This window comes from Kitasatospora sp. NBC_01300, assembly GCF_041435235.1.
Lineage (GTDB): Bacteria > Actinomycetota > Actinomycetes > Streptomycetales > Streptomycetaceae > Kitasatospora.
In genome coordinates, this window is sequence record NZ_CP108408.1 from 1,046,477 (window position 1) to 1,064,410 (window position 17,934).

The window sequence follows — 17,934 nt, forward strand, 5'->3', positions numbered from 1 at the left end:
GACCGGTTCGGGTGAGTCCCACCGTCACGCACCAACGACCGGACCGCAGTTCGTACACCGCAGGTCGTAGACCGTCAGGACCACGGCTCCGGCCCGTCCTCCTCCTGCGCGCGGACGACCGCCGCCGGTGCCGCGTGATGCCCTTGAGGTCCCGGGCGCGTCGGCCCGGCGAGAGGAGACGCTCCGTGAACCCGTCCACGCCGTACAGGACTCGACCACTCCGGCTCAGCGCAGCGGCCGTCGCCGCAGGCGCCCTGCTGCTCGGCATGGCCGCCGCGCCCGCGGCCCAGGCGGCGGGGCCCCGAGCCGACGTCGTCCAGCAGCGCCTCGACGCGCTGGTCCAGCAGGACGGTGTGCCGGGCGCGCTGGCCACCGTACGCGACCGGAACGGGCACACCCGCACCTACACAGCCGGGGTGGGCGATCTGGCCACCGGGGCGGCGGTGCCCGTGGACGGGCAGGTCCGGGCGGGCAGCAACACCAAGTCCTTCACGGCCGTCGTCATCCTGCAGCTCGTCGCCGAGGGCAAGGTCGATCTGGAGGCCTCCCTCGACACCTACCTGCCGGGCCTCGTCCGGGGCACCGGCGCCGGTGGCGAGATCGACGGGCGGAAGATCACCGTCCACCAGATCCTCCAGCACACCAGCGGCCTGCCCGACTACACCCACTTCCTGCCCGACCAGGGCCTCTCCCAGTACCACGAGCCCCGCGACCTGCTCGACCTCGCGCTCGCCCAGAAGCCCGACTTCGAGCCCGGCAAGGGCTGGAAGTACTGCAACACCGGCTACTTGCTCGCCGGTCTGATCATCCAGAAGGTCACCGGGCGACCCGCGGGCGAGGAGATCACCCACCGGGTCATCGACCGCATCGGCCTGCGTCACACGTACTTCCCCGCCCAGGGCGACATGGTGGTGCACGAGCGCCACCCGCACGGCTACTACACCGAGGAGCCCGGCGGCCAGCCGCTGGACGTCACCGAGCAGGACATGTCCTGGGCCTGGACGGCCGGCGCCCTGGTGTCCACGAACAGCGACCTGAACCGCTTCTTCCGTGCGCTGCTCGGCGGCGAGCTGCTGGCCCCGGCCCAGCTCGCCCAGATGCAGGTCACCGTCCCCGCCGAGTACATGGGCCCCGGCGGCCGTTACGGGCTGGGGCTCGCCAGCCGCCCGTTGTCCTGCGGCGGTGTGTACTGGGGCCACGGCGGCACGCTCCCGGGCTACGTGACCCGCGGTGGTGTCACCGAGGACGGTCGCGCCGCCGACATCGCCGTCACCACCCTGCCCTCCGCCGACGTCAAGCAGCGCGTCGCCGACGCCGTCGACGCCGCGCTCTGCCGGTGAGGCCCCGAGGCGCTGAGGCGCTGAGGCGCTGAGGCGCTGAGGCGCTGAGGCGCTGAGGCGCTGAGGCGCTGAGGCGCTGAGGCGCTGAGGCGCTGAGGCGCTGAAACGGTGAGACACCCGGGCCCGGAAGCGGCCCCCTGGCGACGGCCGTGCCCGCCCCCGCGTCACGGGGCGGGCACGGTCGCTCATCCGCGGTCTCAGCCGATGGTGGAGCCGGTGACGGGCTCGGAGAGTTCGACGGTCTTGCCGTTCAGGCCGGCCTTGACGAACTGCCAGGTGAGGCCGTTGATGACGCCCTGGCCGAGCGGGGCCAGCTGGGCGAACGCGGGCTGGCTGAGGTCGAGGTGACCGGCGTCGCAGGAGGGGCACTTGTCCCGGACGGGGACGGTGACGGTCTTGCCCTGGTAGCTGACCTTGACCGAGATGCCCTGACACAGCGGGTCGTTGTTGGGGTTGGCGCTGGTCCACCAGGTGTGGGAGACCGCGACGAGCATCTGGTTGGAGGCGTTGATCTGGGTGCCGCAGGCGCCGTAGCCGGCGTCGTTGTAGTAGGTGGCCTTGCCGGACATGGGCGTGTTGATCGGTATCGCCGCGCTGGCGGTGCCGGCGGTGAGGGCGATGAGGGCGGCGGCCGCGAGCGGGGCGCCCGCGAGGATCCTGAGGTTCTTGCTGATGGCGCGCATGGTTCCCTCCGGTTCTCAAGCCATGGACATGACAGACAGAAGTCGCCGAAGCCACAAGGGGATTCGGCGAAACCGCCCGATGCCCGTCCGAGTGGAGAGAACGTATACACCCGACGGCCGCATGGTCCAGACCGCCGCCATGTTGACATGAACACAAGTCAGGAATCTTTACCAATACGGCCGAAGGGGCGAAGATACGTGACCGCACCGCGCCACAGGGTGTTGACAGGCCACCACGCCCACCCCCGGAGGCCCCGCCCCATGCGCACCGCACTCGCCGCCCTGCTCCTCGGCGCCGCCCTGATCCCGGCCGCCGTCGCACCCGCCAACGCCGCACCCGCCGACGCCGCGCCCGCGCCCCGCGCGGTGAACCAGGGCTACAGCATCCCCGTCGGCGGCGTCACCGACCTCGGCGCGCTGCCGGTGCTCGGCAGCCTCGGGCTGGACTTCGCCCACCTGCTCGGGCAGTAGGGGCGCAGACCCTCGAACCCGGCGCCGCCAGACCCGGCCCCCTCACACCCGGACGCTGAACAGGCCTCCGGAGAGCGGTTCCTGGTCGGACCGGGCGGACGTGATGTAGAGCGTCCGCCCGTCCGGCCCGCCGAAGGCGCAACTGGTGACGCGCGGCACCGGCAGCTCGACCGACGCCAGCACCTCGCCCTCGGGCGAGAGGCAGCGCACCGCCCAGCCGTCCCAGAACGCCACCCACAGGTTGCCGTCGGTGTCGAGCGTCATGCCGTCCGGGTAGCCCGTCAGGTGGGAGACGTCGAGCGTGCGGATCCGCTCGCCGAGGGGGCCGTGCTCGGGGTAGGGGTAGAGGGCGATGCGGCGCGTGGTGGTGTCGATGTGCCAGAGCCGGTCGGGCTCCGGCCAGGCGAGGCCGTTGGGGATGTCGAGCCCGCCGAGGATCGCCCGGACGCCGCCGTCGCGCTCCAGCCGGTACAGCGATCCTGGCTCGCGCGGCTCCCCCCGCCCCATCGAGCCGGCGACCGGTCGGCCGTACGGGTCGGTCTTGCCGTCGTTCATCCGGCGGTCCGGGCGGTCGGCCTCGACGGCGGCGACCAGCGTGGTGCGGCCGGTGGCCGGGTCGAGCCGTTCGAAGCCGCGCTCGGTGGCGAGCATCAGCCCGCCGTCGCCGTACGGCATCAAGGTGCCGGGGGTGACGTCGAGTTCGACCGAGCCGATCGCGCCCGAGGCCGGGTCCAGGGTGAGCACCCGCCGGTCGGGGATGCCGATCCAGCGCAGCAGTTGCGCCGGCTCGTCCCACAACGGGCCCTCGCCCAGCTCCAGGTACGGTGTGTCGGCGACCGGTTCGGCACGCACAGCGGGCCCTCCTCGAACAAGGTGTCAGCGCAACGGGCTTCGGGCAGCATCGCGGTCGTTCCGCCGTCCACGGCGAGGCAGGTACCGCTGACGAACGGGGATTCCTCGCCCGCCAGGAAGCCGACCACCCGCGCGACTTCGGCCGCACTGCCGAACCGCCCCAGTGGGGACGACCGTAGCACCGCGACGCTCGGCCGCGGATCCGTCCGCCAACTGATCGGCACGGCCCCTTCCAGGACACCGGCGGCCTGCACTCCGTCACCTACCTGCCCGGCGGCCCCGGCGTGTTGGCGGCCCTGGCGGATCTTCCCCGGAAGGCCCGCCGGGACCACCCCCACCCGGGTTAGGCTCGATCCGCGCGGCGGCCGTCCGCGCACCGACCGAGGGGGAGCGTGTGATCGGGGACCTGCTGCCGGACGCCGTCGTGACCGAGGTGTCCTACGACGACCCGCCGGAGGCCCGGCTGGAACCGGCCGAGGAGGCCGCCGTCGTCCAGGCGGTGGCCAAGCGCCGCCGGGAGTTCACCACCGTCCGCCACTGCGCCCGCACCGCCCTCACCCGCCTCGGCATCCCCTACCGCCCGCTGGTCCCCGGCCTGCGCGGCGCCCCGAGCTGGCCCGACGGCGTCGTCGGCAGCCTCACCCACTGCGAGGGCTTCCGAGCGGCGGCCGTCGCCCGCTCCGGTGACCTCGCCTCGGTCGGCATCGACGCCGAGCCCGCCCTGCCGCTCCCGGACGACATCCTGGACGTCATCGCGCTGCCCGAGGAGGGGAAGCGGATCGTCGACCTGCTCGCCGAGCACCCCGACACCCCGTGGGACCGCATCCTGTTCAGCGCCAAGGAGTCCGTGTACAAGGCGTGGTTCCCGCTCACCGAGCAGTTCCTGGACTTCAGCGAGGCCGACCTGGTCCTCTCCCCCGACGGCTCCTTCACCGCCCGCCTGCTGGTCCCCGGGCCGAACGTCAACGGCCGCCGCATCGAGGGCTTCGAAGGCCGCTGGGCCGTCGGCGACGGCCTGCTCGCCACCGCCATCGCGGTCGCCCGGTAGTGCGGCGCACCGACGACCGCACTCGGCATATCCTCGACCCCGTGACCGTGACCTATGTGATAGCTGGCACCCGGATCCACACGCTGGACGACTTCTGGGACGTGGTCGGTGAGACCATCGGCAGCGACGGCTACTTCGGCCGGAACCTCGACGCCTTCGCCGACTGCCTGCGCGGCGGCTACGGCACCCCCGAGGACGGCGACTACCTGATCGAGTGGCGCGACCACGCGGTCTCCCGGCGCAACCTCGGCTACCCGGAGACGGTCCGCCAGCTGGAACTGCGGCTGGCCCACTGCCACCCCGCCAACCGCGAGCACGTCCGCGCCGACCTCGCCGCCGCCCGGGCCGGCAAGGGGCCGACGGTGTTCGACTGGCTGGTCCGGATCATCGAGGAGGAGCACCCGGGAGGCCTCCGACTGGCCTAACGCCGCAGCGCGGTCCGCGCACGTCGCCGCAGTACGTCACCGCAGCGCGCCGCCCCGCACCTCACCGCAGCACGTCCGACAGCCGGACGAAGCGCCGCCCCGCCGCCAGCAGCCCCGGCACCGCCGCCGCCACCCCGGGGGCGGTGCCGCCGCCCGGGTGGTTCATGTGGCAGATCACGATCGCCCCCGGCGGGGCCGCCGCGATCTCCTGCCGCACCTCGGCGGCGCTGAGCGTCGCCCCGCCGTCGCCGTTCACGGTGAAGCCCGCGGCGCGTTCCCCCAGGTCGGCGACCATCCGGGCGGCGACGTCGTCGTAGTGCGCGGTACCGGAGCGGAAGAAGCTCACCGGGTGGCCGAGCAGCCCGGCGAGCTTGTGCGCGTTGCCCGCGACCTCGTCGTACACCTCGCCGACGCCACCGGTGCCGGCGATGCCGTAGGCGGAGCGGCCGGTGACCGAGAGCGGGCGGTGGACGGTGCCGTGGTTGCCGATCTCGAAGAGCGGGTCGGCGGCGAGCTGCCTGAACACGTCCGGGTTGGCGTCGATCCAGCGGGCGTTCAGGAAGAGCGTGGCCGGGACGGAACATTTCCGCAGGAAGTCGATCAGGTCGGCGTCGTACCCGCTCCCGCCGGGGCCGCCACAGGCGTCGAAGGTGAGCGCCGTCGCGCTCTCGCCGTCGGGCAGTTTGGTGGTCACCCCGGTGACCTCCATCCCCCACTGCTTCGGCGCGGTGCCGCCGTACCGGACGACCAGCTCGGCCCGGGTCGGCTCCCGGCGCCCGGGCGCAGCGGTCGGAGTGGGCGCGGCGGTCGGGGCGGTCGTCGGGGGCTCCGACGGCGTCGCCGCCGATATCGCCGAGGCCTCGGGGGGCTCGGATGGCTCCGAGGCCCCGGAACCCGAAGCGGAAACCACCGGCGCCGCCGGGGCCGCCGTCCCGCCGCCCACCGAGCGCCCGCACCCCGCCAGCGTGCTCCCGGCCACCGCCGCCAGCAGCGCCCGCCGACTCAGTGCCACACCCGCCTCCTCCGCGATGATCCGATCCGCTCGTTATGAATATGAACGGACCATTCGTCACCGCCCGCAACTCGCCGACCCGGCCGACGGCGACCCCCTTCACCGACCCGCCCCCCGCCCGTGGGCCCCGGCTCACCCCTGATTCACCGCCACGGGTAAGGGCCCGGACGGACCCGCCCGCCCCGACCCGGAGGACCCGATGCCCGCCGACCACGACACCCCACGCCCCGCCCGTCGCGACCTCCTCCGCACCGGCCTCACCACCGGAGCCGCCGCCGCCCTCGGCCTCGCGGCGACCACCCCCGCCGCCGCCTCCGCACCCGGCACCCCGGGCACCCCCGGCACCGAGCGGACCCTCACCCTCACCGGCCACCTCCCCACCGGCGCCCCCGACTTCGTCTACCTGCCCGTCGAGGTCCCCGCCGGCGTCCGCGAGATCGCCGTCAGCTACGGCTACGACAAGCCCCCGGTCCCGGCCGGCACCCCCGGCAACTCCTGCGACATCGGCATCTTCGACGAACGCGGCACCGACCTCGGCGGCCCCGGCTTCCGCGGCTGGTCCGGCGGTTTCCGCACCGAGTTCAGCCTCGCCCGCGACACCGCGACCCCCGGCTACCTCCCCGGCCCGATCAACCCGGGCACCTGGCACCTCGCCCTCGGCCCCTACCAGATCGCGCCGCAGGGGCTGGACTACCACGTCCAGGTCACCCTCCGGTTCGGCGCCCCCGGGCCGGCGTTCACCCCGCTCTACCCGTCCGATCGGGCCCGCGGCCGCGGCCGCGCCTGGTACCGGGGCGACTGCCACCTGCACACCGTGCACTCCGACGGACGGCGCCTCCCGGAGGAGGTGGCCGCCGGCGCCCGCGCGGCCGGCCTGGACTTCATCGTCTCCACCGACCACAACACCAGTTCCTCGCACGCGGTCTGGGGCCCGCTGGCCGGCCCCGACCTGCTGATCGTCCCGGGCGAGGAGATCACCACCCGCAACGGCCACTGGCTGGCCCTCGGTCTCGAAGCGGGCCAGTTCGTCGACTGGCGCTACCGCTCCCGCGACGAGGAGTACCCGCGCTTCGTCCGCCAGGTCCACCGCTCCGGCGGCCTGGTGATACCCGCGCACCCGTACTGCCCGTACGTCGCCTGCCAGTGGAAGTTCGGCTACGAGCAGGCCGACGGCGTCGAGGTGTGGAACGGGCCCTGGACGTACGACGACGAGTCCGCGGTCGACACCTGGGACGGCCGGCTCGCCGTCGCCCTGCGCGAGGGCCGTTCCTGGCTGCCCGCCCTGGGCAACAGCGACGCGCACAGCGCCCCGCAGGTCATCGGCTCCCCGCACAACGTCGTCCTGGCCGAGGACCTCACCCGGGACGCGATCCTCGACGGGCTGCGCGACGGGCGCAGCTGGCTCGCCGAATCCGCCGCCGTCCAGCTGGAGTTCACCGTCACCGGGCACGGCCGCCGGGCCGGCATCGGCGAGGAGCTGGCCGTCCCGGCGGACGCCCCGCTGGACGTCCGGCTCACCGTCTCCGGCGTCCCCGGCGGGACGGTCCGCCTCCTCACCGACGAGGGCCAGCTGCACCAGGAGTCACTGCCCGCCGACGGCTCCGGCACGGTGGTCTGGCGCACGACGGCCTCGCTCGCCGCCTACGTCCGGGCCGAGGTCCGCCACCCGAAGCCGGACGGGTCGCCCGGCAAGGGCAACGCGATGGGCCCGGACCTCCCGTGGGGCCCGATGGCGGCCCTGACCAACCCGATCGTGCTGCGCGTCGAGGACCGCTGAGCGCTCCGGTCCAGGAGTGGGGACGACTCGGGGCACCGGCGTGGACTAGGTTGATCCCCGAAAGCACCAGTCGTAGGGACGAGGCGGTCGGCTGTCCGTATCCGGGCCGGCCGGCCCGTCCGCACTCCGACCGCCTCGCCCCGGCTACCCGTCCGTCCCCGGCCCGCGAAGGGATCAGCAGCTGTGAACCGTACGACCGTAGGTGGGCCGGAGCTCGGGGGCGGCCGGGGCGCCGGCGGCGTCCTCGTCCTCGTCGACCCGGCCGGGGCCGGCCAGAGCCCGGTCGCGAGCCGGCTCGCGGAGGAGCTGCACCCGAGCGTCCACCTGCGTGCGCACGACTTCCTGCGGGTCATCCGGCGCGGCCAGCTCCCGCCGCACCTCCCCGAGGCCGAGAGGCAGAACACCACCGCCCTCGCCGCCGCCGCGCAGGCCGCCTTCGCCTACGCGACCGGCGGCTACCAGGTCGTCGTCGAGTGCCCGGCCGCCCCGCCCACCCTCGACACCTTCCGCCGCGAGAGCCGCACCACCGGCGCCGCCCTCCACCTCGTCGTCCTCCAGCCCACCCCGGGCGCCGTCCCCGGCCCGCACACCCTGGACACCAGCTCCCTCACCCCCGCCGGCGCCGCCGAATCCATCCTCACCGCCCTCACCCGCCGCACCCACCTCCTCGGCTGGTAGCCCCACGGGGCGCGGCTACGCCCCCCCGTCGACCGCCTCCCGGAGGAAGTCGGCGTGCCCGCTGTGCCGGCGCAGTCGTGGATCAGGTGCGACATCACCGGCCGCAGCGACACCTCGGCGTCCCACCGGGCCTGGCCCCGGTGACGTCGAGGGTCTCGGCGGCGCGCTCGATACGGCGCGCGTGTTCTCCCTCGGCCTGCCGGGCGGCGAAGGCCTCGGCCCGGGTGGCGCCGGTGGCATCGCACCGGCCTGGAAGCCGCCGTCCCGCGCGCCCGGTAGCCGCCCCCGGTAGTGCGGCGGTGTTCTGAGCCCCCCGGGCCACCTCCGCGCCCCTTTCCCGCCCCGGACCGCGGTCCATCACGTACCGTGTTCGGATCACCACCGGTTTGGGTACGTACCTCGGCGCGCCCGACGGGCGCCGAGCACCGCGGAGCCGGTCGCAGCGCCGCCACACCGCCACACCGCACGTTCAAGCGCCCCCGGTCCGGGGTCGTCACTCCACCGCCGAGACCGGGTACATCACACACCGGGAGACCGACCATCATGAGCCACGACCACATCCCCGCCCCCGTACGCCGGACCTACGGTGCCGGCGATCTGTCCCGGGCCGCGAGCTTCGCCGGTGGATTCATCAACTTCGGCTACTGGCAGGACATGGACCTCACCGCCCCGACGACCGAGGACCGGGTCCACAGCCAGGAGCAGCTCTACCGGCGGGTCCTGCGGGAGTTCGCGGAGCCACGGGAGCGGCTGCGGCTGGCCGAGGTCGGCTGCGGGCGCGGGCTCGGCGCGGCGCTCGCCCTGCGTGAGTTCCGGTTCGGGGGCGTGACCGGGGTCGACATCCACCCGGACCAGATCGAGCGCGCCCGCGCCGTCAACGCCAAAGCCCTGGCCACCTACCCCGATCGGCTGGCCTACACCTTCGGATCGGCCAACCAACTCCCCTTCGCCGACGCCTCCCTGGACGGCGTCTACTCCGTCGAGGCCGCCCAGCACTTCCGCGAGCTCACCGGCTTCGCCCGCGAGACCGCCCGCGTCCTACGCCCGGGCGGCCGCCTCGTCGTGACCACCTTCTTCGCCGCCGCCGGACCGGACATCACCGAGCGCCTGAGCATCCTCCTCGCCAGCTTCGCCGACGGCCTCGACGTCCCCCACCCCCTCGCCACCTTCACCAGCGACCTCACCGCGGCCGGCTACACCACCATCACCACCGAGTCCATCGGCGACGCCGTCTGGCCCGGCCTCGACCGCTACCTCACCGACGCCGTCCCGCCCGGTCACTGGAGCCGCAACTTCCTCCCCGCCTGGCGCAGCGGCCTCCTCGACTACCACGTCGTCACCGCCACCCGGCCCGGGCCGGCGGAAATGGCCCGCCAGATGATCTGACGAGCCGCCCTGCGGCAGCGCGGCCGACCCCCCCGTCCGCACGCCACCAGGCCCTGACGCCCCCCTCCGCCATCCGCTCCGGCCCGCCGGTGGCACCGGGCCCGGCGGGCCCCCGGCGGCCGCGACGCGCCGGATCAGCCGACCGCCGCGCCCACCCGCGGCGACGGCTCGGCCGCCGGGCCGGCCAGGGCCGCCAGCCGGCGCAGGCTGGCCCGGCGCTGGAGCGCGCCGAGGCCGACGGTCGCCGCGCCGAGGGCCAGCCAGCCGGCCGGACCGGCCGTCATCACCACGCCGGTGAGCAGCAGCGGGCCCACCGACTTCTGCACCGACTGGGCCATCCCGGCCACCCCCAGGTAGGAGGCCCGGGCCCCCGGGGGCGCCAGGACGACCGCCAGCTCCCAGGAGCTCACCGAGCGCATCAGCTCCGCCAGCGTGACCAGCATCGCCGCGGCGAGCAGCGCGAGCGAGGCCGTCCACGGCCCGCCGCCGGTGGCGAGCGCGGTCAGCAGGCAGCAGCCGAGCAGCGTCAGGCCGTACCAGCCCACCGCCGCGGCCGCCCCGCGCGGGCCCTCCGCCCGCGCCGAGACGCGCAGTTGCAGGAGCACCACGAGCACCGTGTTGAGGATCAGGAAGGCCGGGACGACGGCGTGCGGCGCGCCGGTGTGGTGGACGAGCCAGAGCGGCAGGCCGACGTTGAGGATCGAGTCGTCGAGGTTCAGCGGCATGTCCAGCGCGACGAACAGCAGGTAGCCCCGGTCGCGCCAGGGGCTGGGCACGGCCGCCGGGGCGGCGGCGGGCTCCTCGCCGGAGGCCGCCGCGACCAGGCCGCGCCCGGCCGGCTCCCGGGTGCGCCAGACCAGGACGGCGGCGAGGACGAAGGAGAGCGCGTTGGCCACGATCAGCGCGCGGTAGGCGGTCGTGGTGCCCATCGCCAGGCCGATCGCCGCGATGCCCGCGCCGAGCGCGTACCCGGCGTTGGCCACGCTGCGGAACAGCGCCTGGTACGTGCCGCGCCGCTCGCCCGCGATCCGGGTGGCGAACAGCATCTCCAGGGTCTTGGCCGCCCGTTCGGCCAGGCAGGTCAGGGCGACGGCGGGGAGCAGCGTGGCGAAGTCGTCGACGACCAGCAGCAGGCCCATCGTCCCGATCCGCAGCAGGTGGCACCCGATCAGCAGCCACCGCACCGGCAGCCGTTCGGCCGCCCGCCCGGCGAGCGGGGAGCCGGCGATCCCCGCCGCCGCGCCCACGCCCAGCAGCACGCCGAGCTGCCGGGCGTCCATGGCGCACACGTAGGTGAAGTACAGCACCGAGGCCGCCGCCCACACCCCGCTCCCGGTCCGGTCGACGCACTGCGCCAGCAGCATGATCCGCGCGTCCCGCCCGCCCGGCGGCTTCCGCAGCTGCGCCATCAGTCCGTTCCCCCGCATGGCAGGCCCCCGTTGCATGATCGACATCAATCTCGACATCAAGATACTTCACGTCGAGATAGATGTGGAAGCCCCGGCCGCGCCCGCCCTCCGGGCCCCACACCCTGGCCGCCGGACCTCGACGGCGGGCGGGCGGTGCGCCACACTCTCCCCAGCAGCATCCGCGCTCCCAACGCACCGGCACGACGTCACGATCCACCGCCACATCGGAGAGCCACACGGTGACCACTCGTCAACTGCTGCACATCGCCTTCTCGTCCGGCCGGGCCGGGACCGGCCCTGCCACCTGGGGCCAACAGGCCATCCGGGACGCCGTGAGCCGGCTCGCCCCGGCCGACGCGCCGCGCTACAACATCGCCGCGGCGGCGCCGCTCGACCCCGGGCTGCCGCTGCCCGCCCTGCTCGCCGGCCTGGAGAAGCTGCTCCACCTGCACGACTCGCTGCACACCCGCCTGGTGCCGGGCGAGGCCGGCCGCTTGCGCCAAGTAGTCGACCCCGAGGGCAGGTTGGAGGTGGAGGTGCGGCACTGCGCGGAACCGGCCGAGGCGGCCGAGGCGGGCGCGCGGCTGCACGAGGAGCTGGCGGCGCTGCCGTTCGACACCGCCACCCAGTGGCCGATCCGGGTCGGCGTCGTGGCGGCGGGCGGGTCGGCCCGGTACGTGAGCCTGGTGCTCTCGCACACCGCGGTCGACGGCACGGGGATGAGCCGCCTGGTGGCCGACCTCACCGCGCTCTGCCAGGGCACCTCGCCGGCCGAGCTGGCCGAGATCCGCGAACCCGCCCAACAACCGCTGGAGGAGGCGGCGTTCCAGACCTCGGAGCGCGGTCGGCAACGGGACGAGGGCGCCCGCAAGCAGTTCCTGCGCAAGCTGCGGCTGGCGCCGACCCGGCTGTTCCCCCCGCCCGGCGAGCCCGCCACGCCGGCCCCCAGGTTCCCGAACGCCGTCCTGCGCTCGCCCGCGCTGGCCCGCACGGTGGACCGGGTGGCGGCCGCCCACCGGGTGACGTCCTCCTCGGTGCTGCTGGCGGCGACGGCGGCGATGACGGCCCGGCTGTCGGGCTCGACGGACGCGGTGCTGAACGTCGTGGTGAGCAACCGCTTCCTGCCCGAGCTGACCAACGCGGTGAGCGTGGTCGCGGGCGACGGACTGTTCCACCTCCCGGACGCCACCGCCGAGTTCAGGGACGTCGTCCGGCGCACCAACGCCGCCGCGATCGGCGCCTACCGCCACGCCTACTACGACAAGCTCCGGCTGGAGGCCGAGATCGGGCGGCTCGCCGCCGAGGGCGTCCCGCTCGCGGACCGGTCCTGCATCTTCAACGACACCCGCGAGCTGGTCGCCGCCTCCCCCGACACCGGCGCGGGCGAGGGCGAGGGCGGGACCACCCTGACCTGGCCGCTGGAGTTCGAGCCCCGCCCCGGCCTGACCTACGCCCTGGACGCGCTGCAGTCCCCGGGCGCGCTGAGCCTGGCCATGACGGCCGACCCAGCGGTGCTCCCCCGCCCGGCGATGGAGCGCTTCCTGTACGGGATCGAGGAGTTGATCCTCACCGAGGCCCGCACCGCCGGAGCGGCGGCCTAGGCCCGGTGCCGGAGGGCGCCGCGCACCACGCGGCGCCCTCCGGCACCCCACACCCGCCTTTCCCTCAGGGCCTGTTGGCCCCGCCGCTAGGCTGGACCCATGCGGATCCTCCTCCTAGGCGGCACCTCCTTCGTCGGCCGCGCGATCGCCGACGACGCCCTGCGCAGTGGCGCCGAGGTCGCCCTGTTCACCCGCGGCCGGACCAACCCCGGCCTCTTCCCCGCCGCCACCCACCTGATCGGCGACCGCGACACCGGCGACTACACCGCCCTGCGCGACGGCCGCTGGGACGCGGTGGTCGACGTCAGCGGCTACCGCCCCCGCCAGGTCGGCCAGGCCATGGACGCGCTCGGCGACCGGGTCGGCCGCTACCTGTTCATCTCCAGCCACGCGGTGTACGAGCGCAGCGGTCTGGCCCCCGGCTCGGACGAGTCCGTCCCGCGCCGCGCGCCGCTGCGCGACGCCGAGCAGCTCACCGAGGAGACGTACGGCCGGCTCAAGGTGGCCTGCGAGGACGACGTCACCGCCCGCTACGGGGACCGGGCGACGATCGTGCGCCCCGGAAAGCGCTGCCGGGGCGGCCGGAGCAGCCCGTCCAGGTGGTCGACGCGCGCGACCTGGCCCGGCTGGTGGTCCGGCTGCTCCAGGACGACCGGACGGGCGCCTTCCACGCCGTCGGCCCGGCCGAACCGACCACGCTGGGCGGGCTGATCGCCACCTGCGCCGAGGTCGCGGGCACCGAGGTGGAGGTCGTCCCGGTGCCGCCGGAGAGCGCGCCGCCGCCGTTCTTCCCGCTGGTCCGGGACGTGCCGCTCTGGCCCGGGCAGCAGCGCAGCGCCGCCCGGGCCAGAGCGGCCGGGATGCCGGCGACCCCGCTCGCGGTCACCGCCGCCGACGTGCTCGCCTGGGACCGCGATCGCGGCGAACCGCCCCTCGGCCACGGCTTCACGCCCGAGCAGGAGGCCCGGGTGCTGGCCGAAGCGACGGGTTCGAGGCCCTGAACGGCCGTCGGCCCCGCACCGCACGACCGGGCAGGGCGGACTGCCGGACGGCCACCCCGTCCTGACCGGTTGTCAGTGGCACGCGCTATGGTCGGCCCCGAACGATCCCACCAGCACCTGCACAGCACCACCAGGGGGCACCATGACCGCGCACCGCACCACCGCGCACAGCGCCGGCCCGCGCACCACCCCGCTCGACGCGCCCCTCGACGCACCGCTCGAAGCGCCGCTCAGCACCGCCGATCTCGTCGAGGGCTGGCGGCGGGTGGGCGTCCGCGAGGGCATGGCGATGATCGTGCACTCCTCGCTCTCCAGCCTCGGCCGGGTCGACGGCGGCGCCGCGGCCGTGGTGGCCAGCCTGCGCGAGGCGGTCGGGCCCGGCGGCACGGTCGCGGTGCCCACCTTCACCACCGCCCTCGTCCGGGACCCAGTGCCGGAGCACACCGGCCTGCCGAGCCCCGAGGTCGCCGAACGGCGCGCCGCCGTCCCGCTGTTCCACCCCGGGCTCCCCTCCCCGATGGGCGCCGTACCGGAGGCGCTGCGCGCGCTGCCGGAGAGCCTGCGCAGCACGCATCCACAGGCCTCGGTCGCCGCGGTCGGGGCGCACGCCCGCGAGGTCACCGCCCGCCGCTCGCTGGGCTTCGCGGTCGGCCGCGAGTCGCCCTTCGGCGCGCTGCACGACCTCGGCGGGTACGTGCTGCTGATCGGTGTCGGGCACAACCGCAACACCTTCCTGCACTACGCCGAGACCTTCGCGCCCAACCGCCGCCTCAAGCTCCGGCGCTTCCCGATGGCGATCCAGGGCGAGCGGGTCTGGATCGAAGCACCCGACGTGGGAGACGACAACGACACCCACTTCCCTGTCGTGGGAAAGGAGTTCGAGGAGCGGGCGGGCATCCGCGAGGTGCTGGTCGGCAACGCGCCCTGCCGGCTGATCCCGGTCCGGGAGCTCATACCCTTCGCCGTCCGCCGCCTCACCGAGCTGCTGGCGGCGGACGGCGCCGGAGCGGCGTAGCCCGATCGACCGCCCGCTTCCTCAAGCGGCCGACCGGACCACGCCCGTCACCAGGTCACGAAGTCACCGGGTCACCAAGTCACCGGTCGCATCCGGGGGCTCGACGGAGCCAGGAATCAACGCTCCTCGTCGTGCAGCGAGTTGGTCTCCTGGATCTTCTTCCAGGACTTCGGCTCCGCCGGCAGTCGCCCGGCGTCCTGTCCCGCAACCGCGCCCGCACCCGGCGCGAGCGAGGCCGCCGCGGCCGGCGCCGGCCCGACGGCCGGCTTCGAGGCGGTGAACAGCCAGGTGGCGAAGAGGTCCCCGAGCTTCTTCCCGGAGACCTTCTCCGCGTACGCCTGGAACTCCGGCACGGAGGCGTTGCCGTAGCGGCGCTCGGTGGGCCAGCCCTTCAGGATCTGGAAGAACTTGTCGTCCCCGACGGCGTTGCGCAGCGCCTGGATGGCCACCGCGCCGCGGTCGTAGACGGCGTTCGCGAACTGGTTGGCGGCGCCCGGGTCGCCCGGCTTGACGGTCCAGAAGGGGTCGTCGGCCGGGTGCGAGGCGTAGACGTAGTCGGCGAGCTCCTGCGCCGTGCCCTCGTCCTCGTGCTCGGACCAGAGGAACTGCGAGTACCGGGCGAAGCCCTCGTTCAGCCAGATGTCGCTCCAGTGCGACACCGAGACGCTGTCGCCGTACCACTGGTGGGCCAGCTCGTGGACGACGACGGAGGTGTTGGAGCCGCGCGCGAACTGCCGGGGGCTGTAGAAGACCCGGGTCTGGGTCTCCAGGGCGAAGCCGGTCTTGACGTTGGGCACGTAGCCGCCGACCGAGCTGAACGGGTACTCGCCGAAGTAGCCGCTCAGCCAGTCGACGATCTCGCCGGTGCGCTCGACGCTCGCCTTGGCCGCGTCGGTGTTCTCGCCGAGGTCCTTGCTGTACGCGTTGTAGACGGGCAGCCCGCTCGGCGTGGAGTCGGTCGTGACGTCGAACTTGCCGACCGCGAGGGTGGCCAGGTAGGTCGCCTGCGGCTTGTTCTCGCGCCAGCTGTAGCGGGTCCAGCCGGCCTGGGAGACGGCACCGGCCAGGATGCCGTTGCTGATCACCTGGTTGCCGTCCGGCACCTGGACCGAGACGTCGAAGGTGGCCTTGTCGCTCGGGTGGTCGTTGCTCGGGAACCACCACCACGCCGACTCGGGCTCACCGGCGGCCACCGCGCCGTCCGGCGTGCGCAGCCAGGCGGTGAAGCCGTACTTCTTCACGGTGGACGGGACGCCCTTGTAGCGGACCACCACGGTGGCCTGGCTGCCCTTGGCGAGCGGGCGGGCGGGCGTGACCTCCAGCTCCTGCTCGCCGCTGGTGGCGAAGGTCGCCGGACGTCCGTTGACCCGGACCTCCTGGACGTTCAGCGCGAAGTCGAGGTTGAAGCGGGAGAGGTTCTCGGTCGCCGTGGCGAGGATGGTGGTGGTGCCCTCCAGCTCGTCGGTGGCGGGCTGGTATTTCAGCCGGATGTCGTAGTGCGAGACGCGGTACCCGCCGTTCCCGTAGGTCGGGTAGTACGGGTCTCCGATGCCGGCCGCGCCGGGTTGGAAGTCGGCCGCCGAGGCGGGGACGGCCAGGAACAGGCTCAGGGCGCTGGCAGCGGAGACGATCAGCCTCTTGCGCACGTGGTCCTCCAGGGTCACTGGGACGATGGGTCGGATCGATCCATGTCCCGGCGGCTCCCGGTCCACTCCCCAATTGTGAGATGTTCATGAAAAGAAACGGGCCGACATCACACCGCCGCGGCACCGTCACACACCCCACCGGCCCCCGGCGCCCCACCCGTCCCTCACGCCCCGCCCTCGCACCCCCGCCCCCCTCGCGCGAGCCTCCCTCACCCGCCGAGCGTCACCGGCGCCCGCACCAGCGAGCCGTACTCCGTCCACGAGCCGTCGTAGTTCTTCACGTGCGGGTACCCCAGCAACTCGGTGAGCGCGAACCAGGTGTGCGCCGACCGTTCGCCGATCCGGCAGTACGCGATCACCTCGCGCTCCGGTTCCACGCCCTTCCCCGCGTACAGCGCCCGCAGTTCCTCCGCCGAGCGGAACGACCCGTCGTCATTGGCCGCCTGCGACCAGGGGACGTTGACCGCACCGGGGATGTGCCCGGGCACCTGCGCCTGCTCCTGCGGCAGGTGCGGCGGCGCGATCAGCTCGCCCCGGTACTCGGCGGGCGAGCGGACGTCGACCAGCACCGCGTCCGAGCCGGGTTTGGCGAACAGCTCGGCCTTGCCGAGCACTTCGTCCCGCAGCGCCCGCAGCTCCGGGCGCTCGGGCCCGGTCAGCCGGTAGGCGGTGTGCTGGTAGTCCATCACCTCTTCGGTGAGCCCGCGCCCCTCCAGCTCCCACTTCTTGCGCCCGCCGTCCAGCAGCCGCACGGGCCCGAAGCCGCGCAGCCGCAGCAGCCAGTAGGCGTACGCGGCGAACCAGTTGTTGTTGCCGCCGTAGAGCACCACGGTGGTGTCGTCCTCCACGCCGGCCGCCCGCAGCAGGTGCTGGACGCCCTCCCGGTCGGCGTAGTCGCGGCCGACCTGGCTGTGCAGGTCGGTGGTCCAGTTCCAGCCGATCGCGCCGGGGATGTGGTCCCGGTCGTAGGCGGTGGTGTCCTCGTCCACCTCGACGACCCGGATCGTCCCGTCGTCCAGGTGGTGGGCCAGCCACTCGGTACCGACCAGCGCCTCGGGGTGTGCGTAGCCGTTGCCGGTCATCCCAGGCCCTCCTTCGCTCTGCCCAGGCTTTCGGCGCCCGACCAGGGGCACAGCGAGCCGCGCACGGGCACGGCGGGGCGCCGGCGACCGGGCCGGACAGTTCGACGCTACGCCGACCGACCGGCCCGGGCCACCCCGCTCAGGAGAAGATCACGGAGCGCAGCTTCAGCCGGTCGCCGAGCTTCTTGCCGGGGTTCATGACGTAGTAGACGTCGCCGCTGCAGTCGAAGTCCAGGAAGACGGTGGCCGTCGAGGTGGTGAGGTTCTGCGGCGCGAAGGCCGGGTCCGCCTCGGTGGCCCCGAACAGGTTGATGCACTCGCGGCTCTCCGGGTCGGCGAGCCCGGCCGGCACGCCGGGGAGGCGGCCGACCTTGTAGAGGAAGTCGCCGGTGGCGGCGTTGGCGGAGGTCGGAACCGCGAGGATGAGGGCGACGGCGCTGGCGACGGCGAGTGCGGTGTTGCGGAGACGCATGATTGATGGCCTTTCAGGAGGTACCTGGCGGTACCT

18 protein-coding genes and 2 pseudogenes are annotated in these 17,934 nt (G+C 74.1%); 11 read left to right on the top strand and 9 right to left on the bottom strand.

Translation table 11 applies throughout. The features are described 5' to 3' along the window. Window positions 1–185: 185 nt before the first annotated feature. Window positions 186–1,340: a serine hydrolase domain-containing protein gene (locus tag OG556_RS04425; protein WP_371515957.1), complete on the top strand. Its 1,155-nt coding sequence runs from the start codon at window positions 186–188 to the stop codon at window positions 1,338–1,340. 197 nt (window positions 1,341–1,537) lie between these two features. Here OG556_RS04425 and OG556_RS04430 read toward each other — a convergent pair whose 3' ends face one another. After that, window positions 1,538–2,023, bottom strand: coding sequence for a cysteine/serine endopeptidase inhibitor (locus OG556_RS04430; RefSeq protein ID WP_371515958.1), 486 nt, complete (start codon window positions 2,021–2,023; stop codon window positions 1,538–1,540). Window positions 2,024–2,284: 261 nt separating this feature from the next. On the opposite strand from OG556_RS04430, the gene OG556_RS04435 reads away from it, so the two are divergent. Beyond that, window positions 2,285–2,494, top strand: a complete 210-nt coding sequence (locus OG556_RS04435; RefSeq protein ID WP_371515959.1) for a hypothetical protein — start codon at window positions 2,285–2,287, stop codon at window positions 2,492–2,494. A 42-nt stretch (window positions 2,495–2,536) separates the two neighbouring features. Here OG556_RS04435 and OG556_RS04440 read toward each other — a convergent pair whose 3' ends face one another. Next, a complete protein-coding gene (locus OG556_RS04440; RefSeq protein ID WP_371515960.1) occupies window positions 2,537–3,346 on the bottom strand; it encodes an SMP-30/gluconolactonase/LRE family protein in 810 nt (269 codons plus the stop codon). Window positions 3,347–3,411: 65 nt separating this feature from the next. Next, window positions 3,412–3,723, bottom strand: a pseudogene (locus tag OG556_RS04445) (hypothetical protein); the annotation flags it as partial. Window positions 3,724–3,740: 17 nt separating this feature from the next. Here OG556_RS04445 and OG556_RS04450 point away from each other — a divergent pair. Together OG556_RS04450 and OG556_RS04455 are read left to right on the top strand one after the other, a co-directional pair. Next, complete coding sequence (locus OG556_RS04450; RefSeq protein ID WP_371515961.1) at window positions 3,741–4,394, top strand: 4'-phosphopantetheinyl transferase; 654 nt, start codon at window positions 3,741–3,743, stop codon at window positions 4,392–4,394. A 41-nt stretch (window positions 4,395–4,435) separates the two neighbouring features. Then, window positions 4,436–4,819, top strand: coding sequence for a barstar family protein (locus OG556_RS04455; protein WP_063346419.1), 384 nt, complete (start codon window positions 4,436–4,438; stop codon window positions 4,817–4,819). 61 nt (window positions 4,820–4,880) lie between these two features. Here the strand turns inward: OG556_RS04455 and OG556_RS04460 are convergent, their stop codons facing one another. Then, on the bottom strand, window positions 4,881–5,831 hold the full coding sequence (locus OG556_RS04460) for a polysaccharide deacetylase family protein (protein ID WP_371515962.1): 951 nt from the start codon (window positions 5,829–5,831) through the stop codon (window positions 4,881–4,883). A 199-nt stretch (window positions 5,832–6,030) separates the two neighbouring features. On the opposite strand from OG556_RS04460, the gene OG556_RS04465 reads away from it, so the two are divergent. Then, window positions 6,031–7,608 (top strand): CehA/McbA family metallohydrolase, encoded by a 1,578-nt coding sequence (locus OG556_RS04465; RefSeq protein WP_371515963.1) that lies wholly within the window; start codon window positions 6,031–6,033, stop codon window positions 7,606–7,608. Window positions 7,609–7,791: 183 nt separating this feature from the next. Next, window positions 7,792–8,286 (top strand): hypothetical protein, encoded by a 495-nt coding sequence (locus OG556_RS04470; protein ID WP_371515964.1) that lies wholly within the window; start codon window positions 7,792–7,794, stop codon window positions 8,284–8,286. Window positions 8,287–8,301: 15 nt separating this feature from the next. Here OG556_RS04470 and OG556_RS04475 read toward each other — a convergent pair. Then, window positions 8,302–8,527: pseudogene (locus tag OG556_RS04475) on the bottom strand (DUF664 domain-containing protein); the annotation flags it as partial. 302 nt (window positions 8,528–8,829) lie between these two features. Between OG556_RS04475 and OG556_RS04480 the strand changes: the two are divergent. Beyond that, the gene (locus OG556_RS04480) at window positions 8,830–9,672 is read left to right on the top strand and encodes a class I SAM-dependent methyltransferase (protein WP_371515965.1); all 843 of its coding nucleotides are present in this window, start codon (window positions 8,830–8,832) and stop codon (window positions 9,670–9,672) included. A 134-nt stretch (window positions 9,673–9,806) separates the two neighbouring features. On the opposite strand, the gene OG556_RS04485 is transcribed toward OG556_RS04480, so the two are convergent. Beyond that, a complete protein-coding gene (locus tag OG556_RS04485) occupies window positions 9,807–11,081 on the bottom strand; it encodes an MFS transporter (RefSeq protein ID WP_371515966.1) in 1,275 nt (424 codons plus the stop codon). Window positions 11,082–11,320: 239 nt separating this feature from the next. Here OG556_RS04485 and OG556_RS04490 point away from each other — a divergent pair, with 239 nt between their 5' ends. The 4 genes from OG556_RS04490 (at window position 11,321) to OG556_RS04505 (ending at window position 14,698) form a co-directional block, all read left to right on the top strand. After that, window positions 11,321–12,682 carry a condensation domain-containing protein gene (locus OG556_RS04490; protein ID WP_371515967.1) on the top strand — a complete coding sequence of 454 codons (1,362 nt, stop codon included), beginning with the start codon at window positions 11,321–11,323 and terminating at the stop codon, window positions 12,680–12,682. Window positions 12,683–12,781: 99 nt separating this feature from the next. After that, complete coding sequence (locus OG556_RS04495; RefSeq protein WP_371515968.1) at window positions 12,782–13,393, top strand: hypothetical protein; 612 nt, start codon at window positions 12,782–12,784, stop codon at window positions 13,391–13,393. Further along, a complete protein-coding gene (locus OG556_RS04500) occupies window positions 13,282–13,683 on the top strand; it encodes a hypothetical protein (protein ID WP_371515969.1) in 402 nt (133 codons plus the stop codon). The genes OG556_RS04495 and OG556_RS04500 overlap by 112 nt, the downstream gene beginning before the upstream one ends. Window positions 13,684–13,825: 142 nt before the next feature. Then, complete coding sequence (locus OG556_RS04505) at window positions 13,826–14,698, top strand: aminoglycoside N(3)-acetyltransferase (RefSeq protein WP_371515970.1); 873 nt, start codon at window positions 13,826–13,828, stop codon at window positions 14,696–14,698. Between the two features lie 116 nt (window positions 14,699–14,814). Here OG556_RS04505 and OG556_RS04510 read toward each other — a convergent pair whose 3' ends face one another. The 3 genes from OG556_RS04510 to OG556_RS04520 form a co-directional block, all read right to left on the bottom strand. Then, window positions 14,815–16,344, bottom strand: a complete 1,530-nt coding sequence (locus OG556_RS04510) for a M1 family metallopeptidase (protein WP_371515971.1) — start codon at window positions 16,342–16,344, stop codon at window positions 14,815–14,817. A 209-nt stretch (window positions 16,345–16,553) separates the two neighbouring features. After that, on the bottom strand, window positions 16,554–17,426 hold the full coding sequence (locus OG556_RS04515; RefSeq protein WP_371515972.1) for a sulfurtransferase: 873 nt from the start codon (window positions 17,424–17,426) through the stop codon (window positions 16,554–16,556). Between the two features lie 139 nt (window positions 17,427–17,565). Further along, window positions 17,566–17,898, bottom strand: a complete 333-nt coding sequence (locus tag OG556_RS04520) for a hypothetical protein (protein ID WP_371515973.1) — start codon at window positions 17,896–17,898, stop codon at window positions 17,566–17,568. Window positions 17,899–17,934: the final 36 nt, after the last annotated feature.

What these genes read in the sequence shown, in the direction of transcription:
- OG556_RS04430 (WP_371515958.1), bottom strand. Translation starts at nt 2,023, where the DNA reads ATGCGCGCCATCAGCAAGAACCTCAGGATCCTCGCGGGCGCCCCGCTC.
- OG556_RS04435 (WP_371515959.1), top strand. Translation starts at nt 2,285, where the DNA reads ATGCGCACCGCACTCGCCGCCCTGCTCCTCGGCGCCGCCCTGATCCCG.
- OG556_RS04465 (WP_371515963.1), top strand. Translation starts at nt 6,031, where the DNA reads ATGCCCGCCGACCACGACACCCCACGCCCCGCCCGTCGCGACCTCCTC.
- OG556_RS04480 (WP_371515965.1), top strand. Translation starts at nt 8,830, where the DNA reads ATGAGCCACGACCACATCCCCGCCCCCGTACGCCGGACCTACGGTGCC.
- OG556_RS04485 (WP_371515966.1), bottom strand. Translation starts at nt 11,081, where the DNA reads ATGGCGCAGCTGCGGAAGCCGCCGGGCGGGCGGGACGCGCGGATCATG.
- OG556_RS04495 (WP_371515968.1), top strand. Translation starts at nt 12,782, where the DNA reads ATGCGGATCCTCCTCCTAGGCGGCACCTCCTTCGTCGGCCGCGCGATC.
- OG556_RS04505 (WP_371515970.1), top strand. Translation starts at nt 13,826, where the DNA reads ATGACCGCGCACCGCACCACCGCGCACAGCGCCGGCCCGCGCACCACC.
- OG556_RS04515 (WP_371515972.1), bottom strand. Translation starts at nt 17,426, where the DNA reads ATGACCGGCAACGGCTACGCACACCCCGAGGCGCTGGTCGGTACCGAG.
- OG556_RS04520 (WP_371515973.1), bottom strand. Translation starts at nt 17,898, where the DNA reads ATGCGTCTCCGCAACACCGCACTCGCCGTCGCCAGCGCCGTCGCCCTC.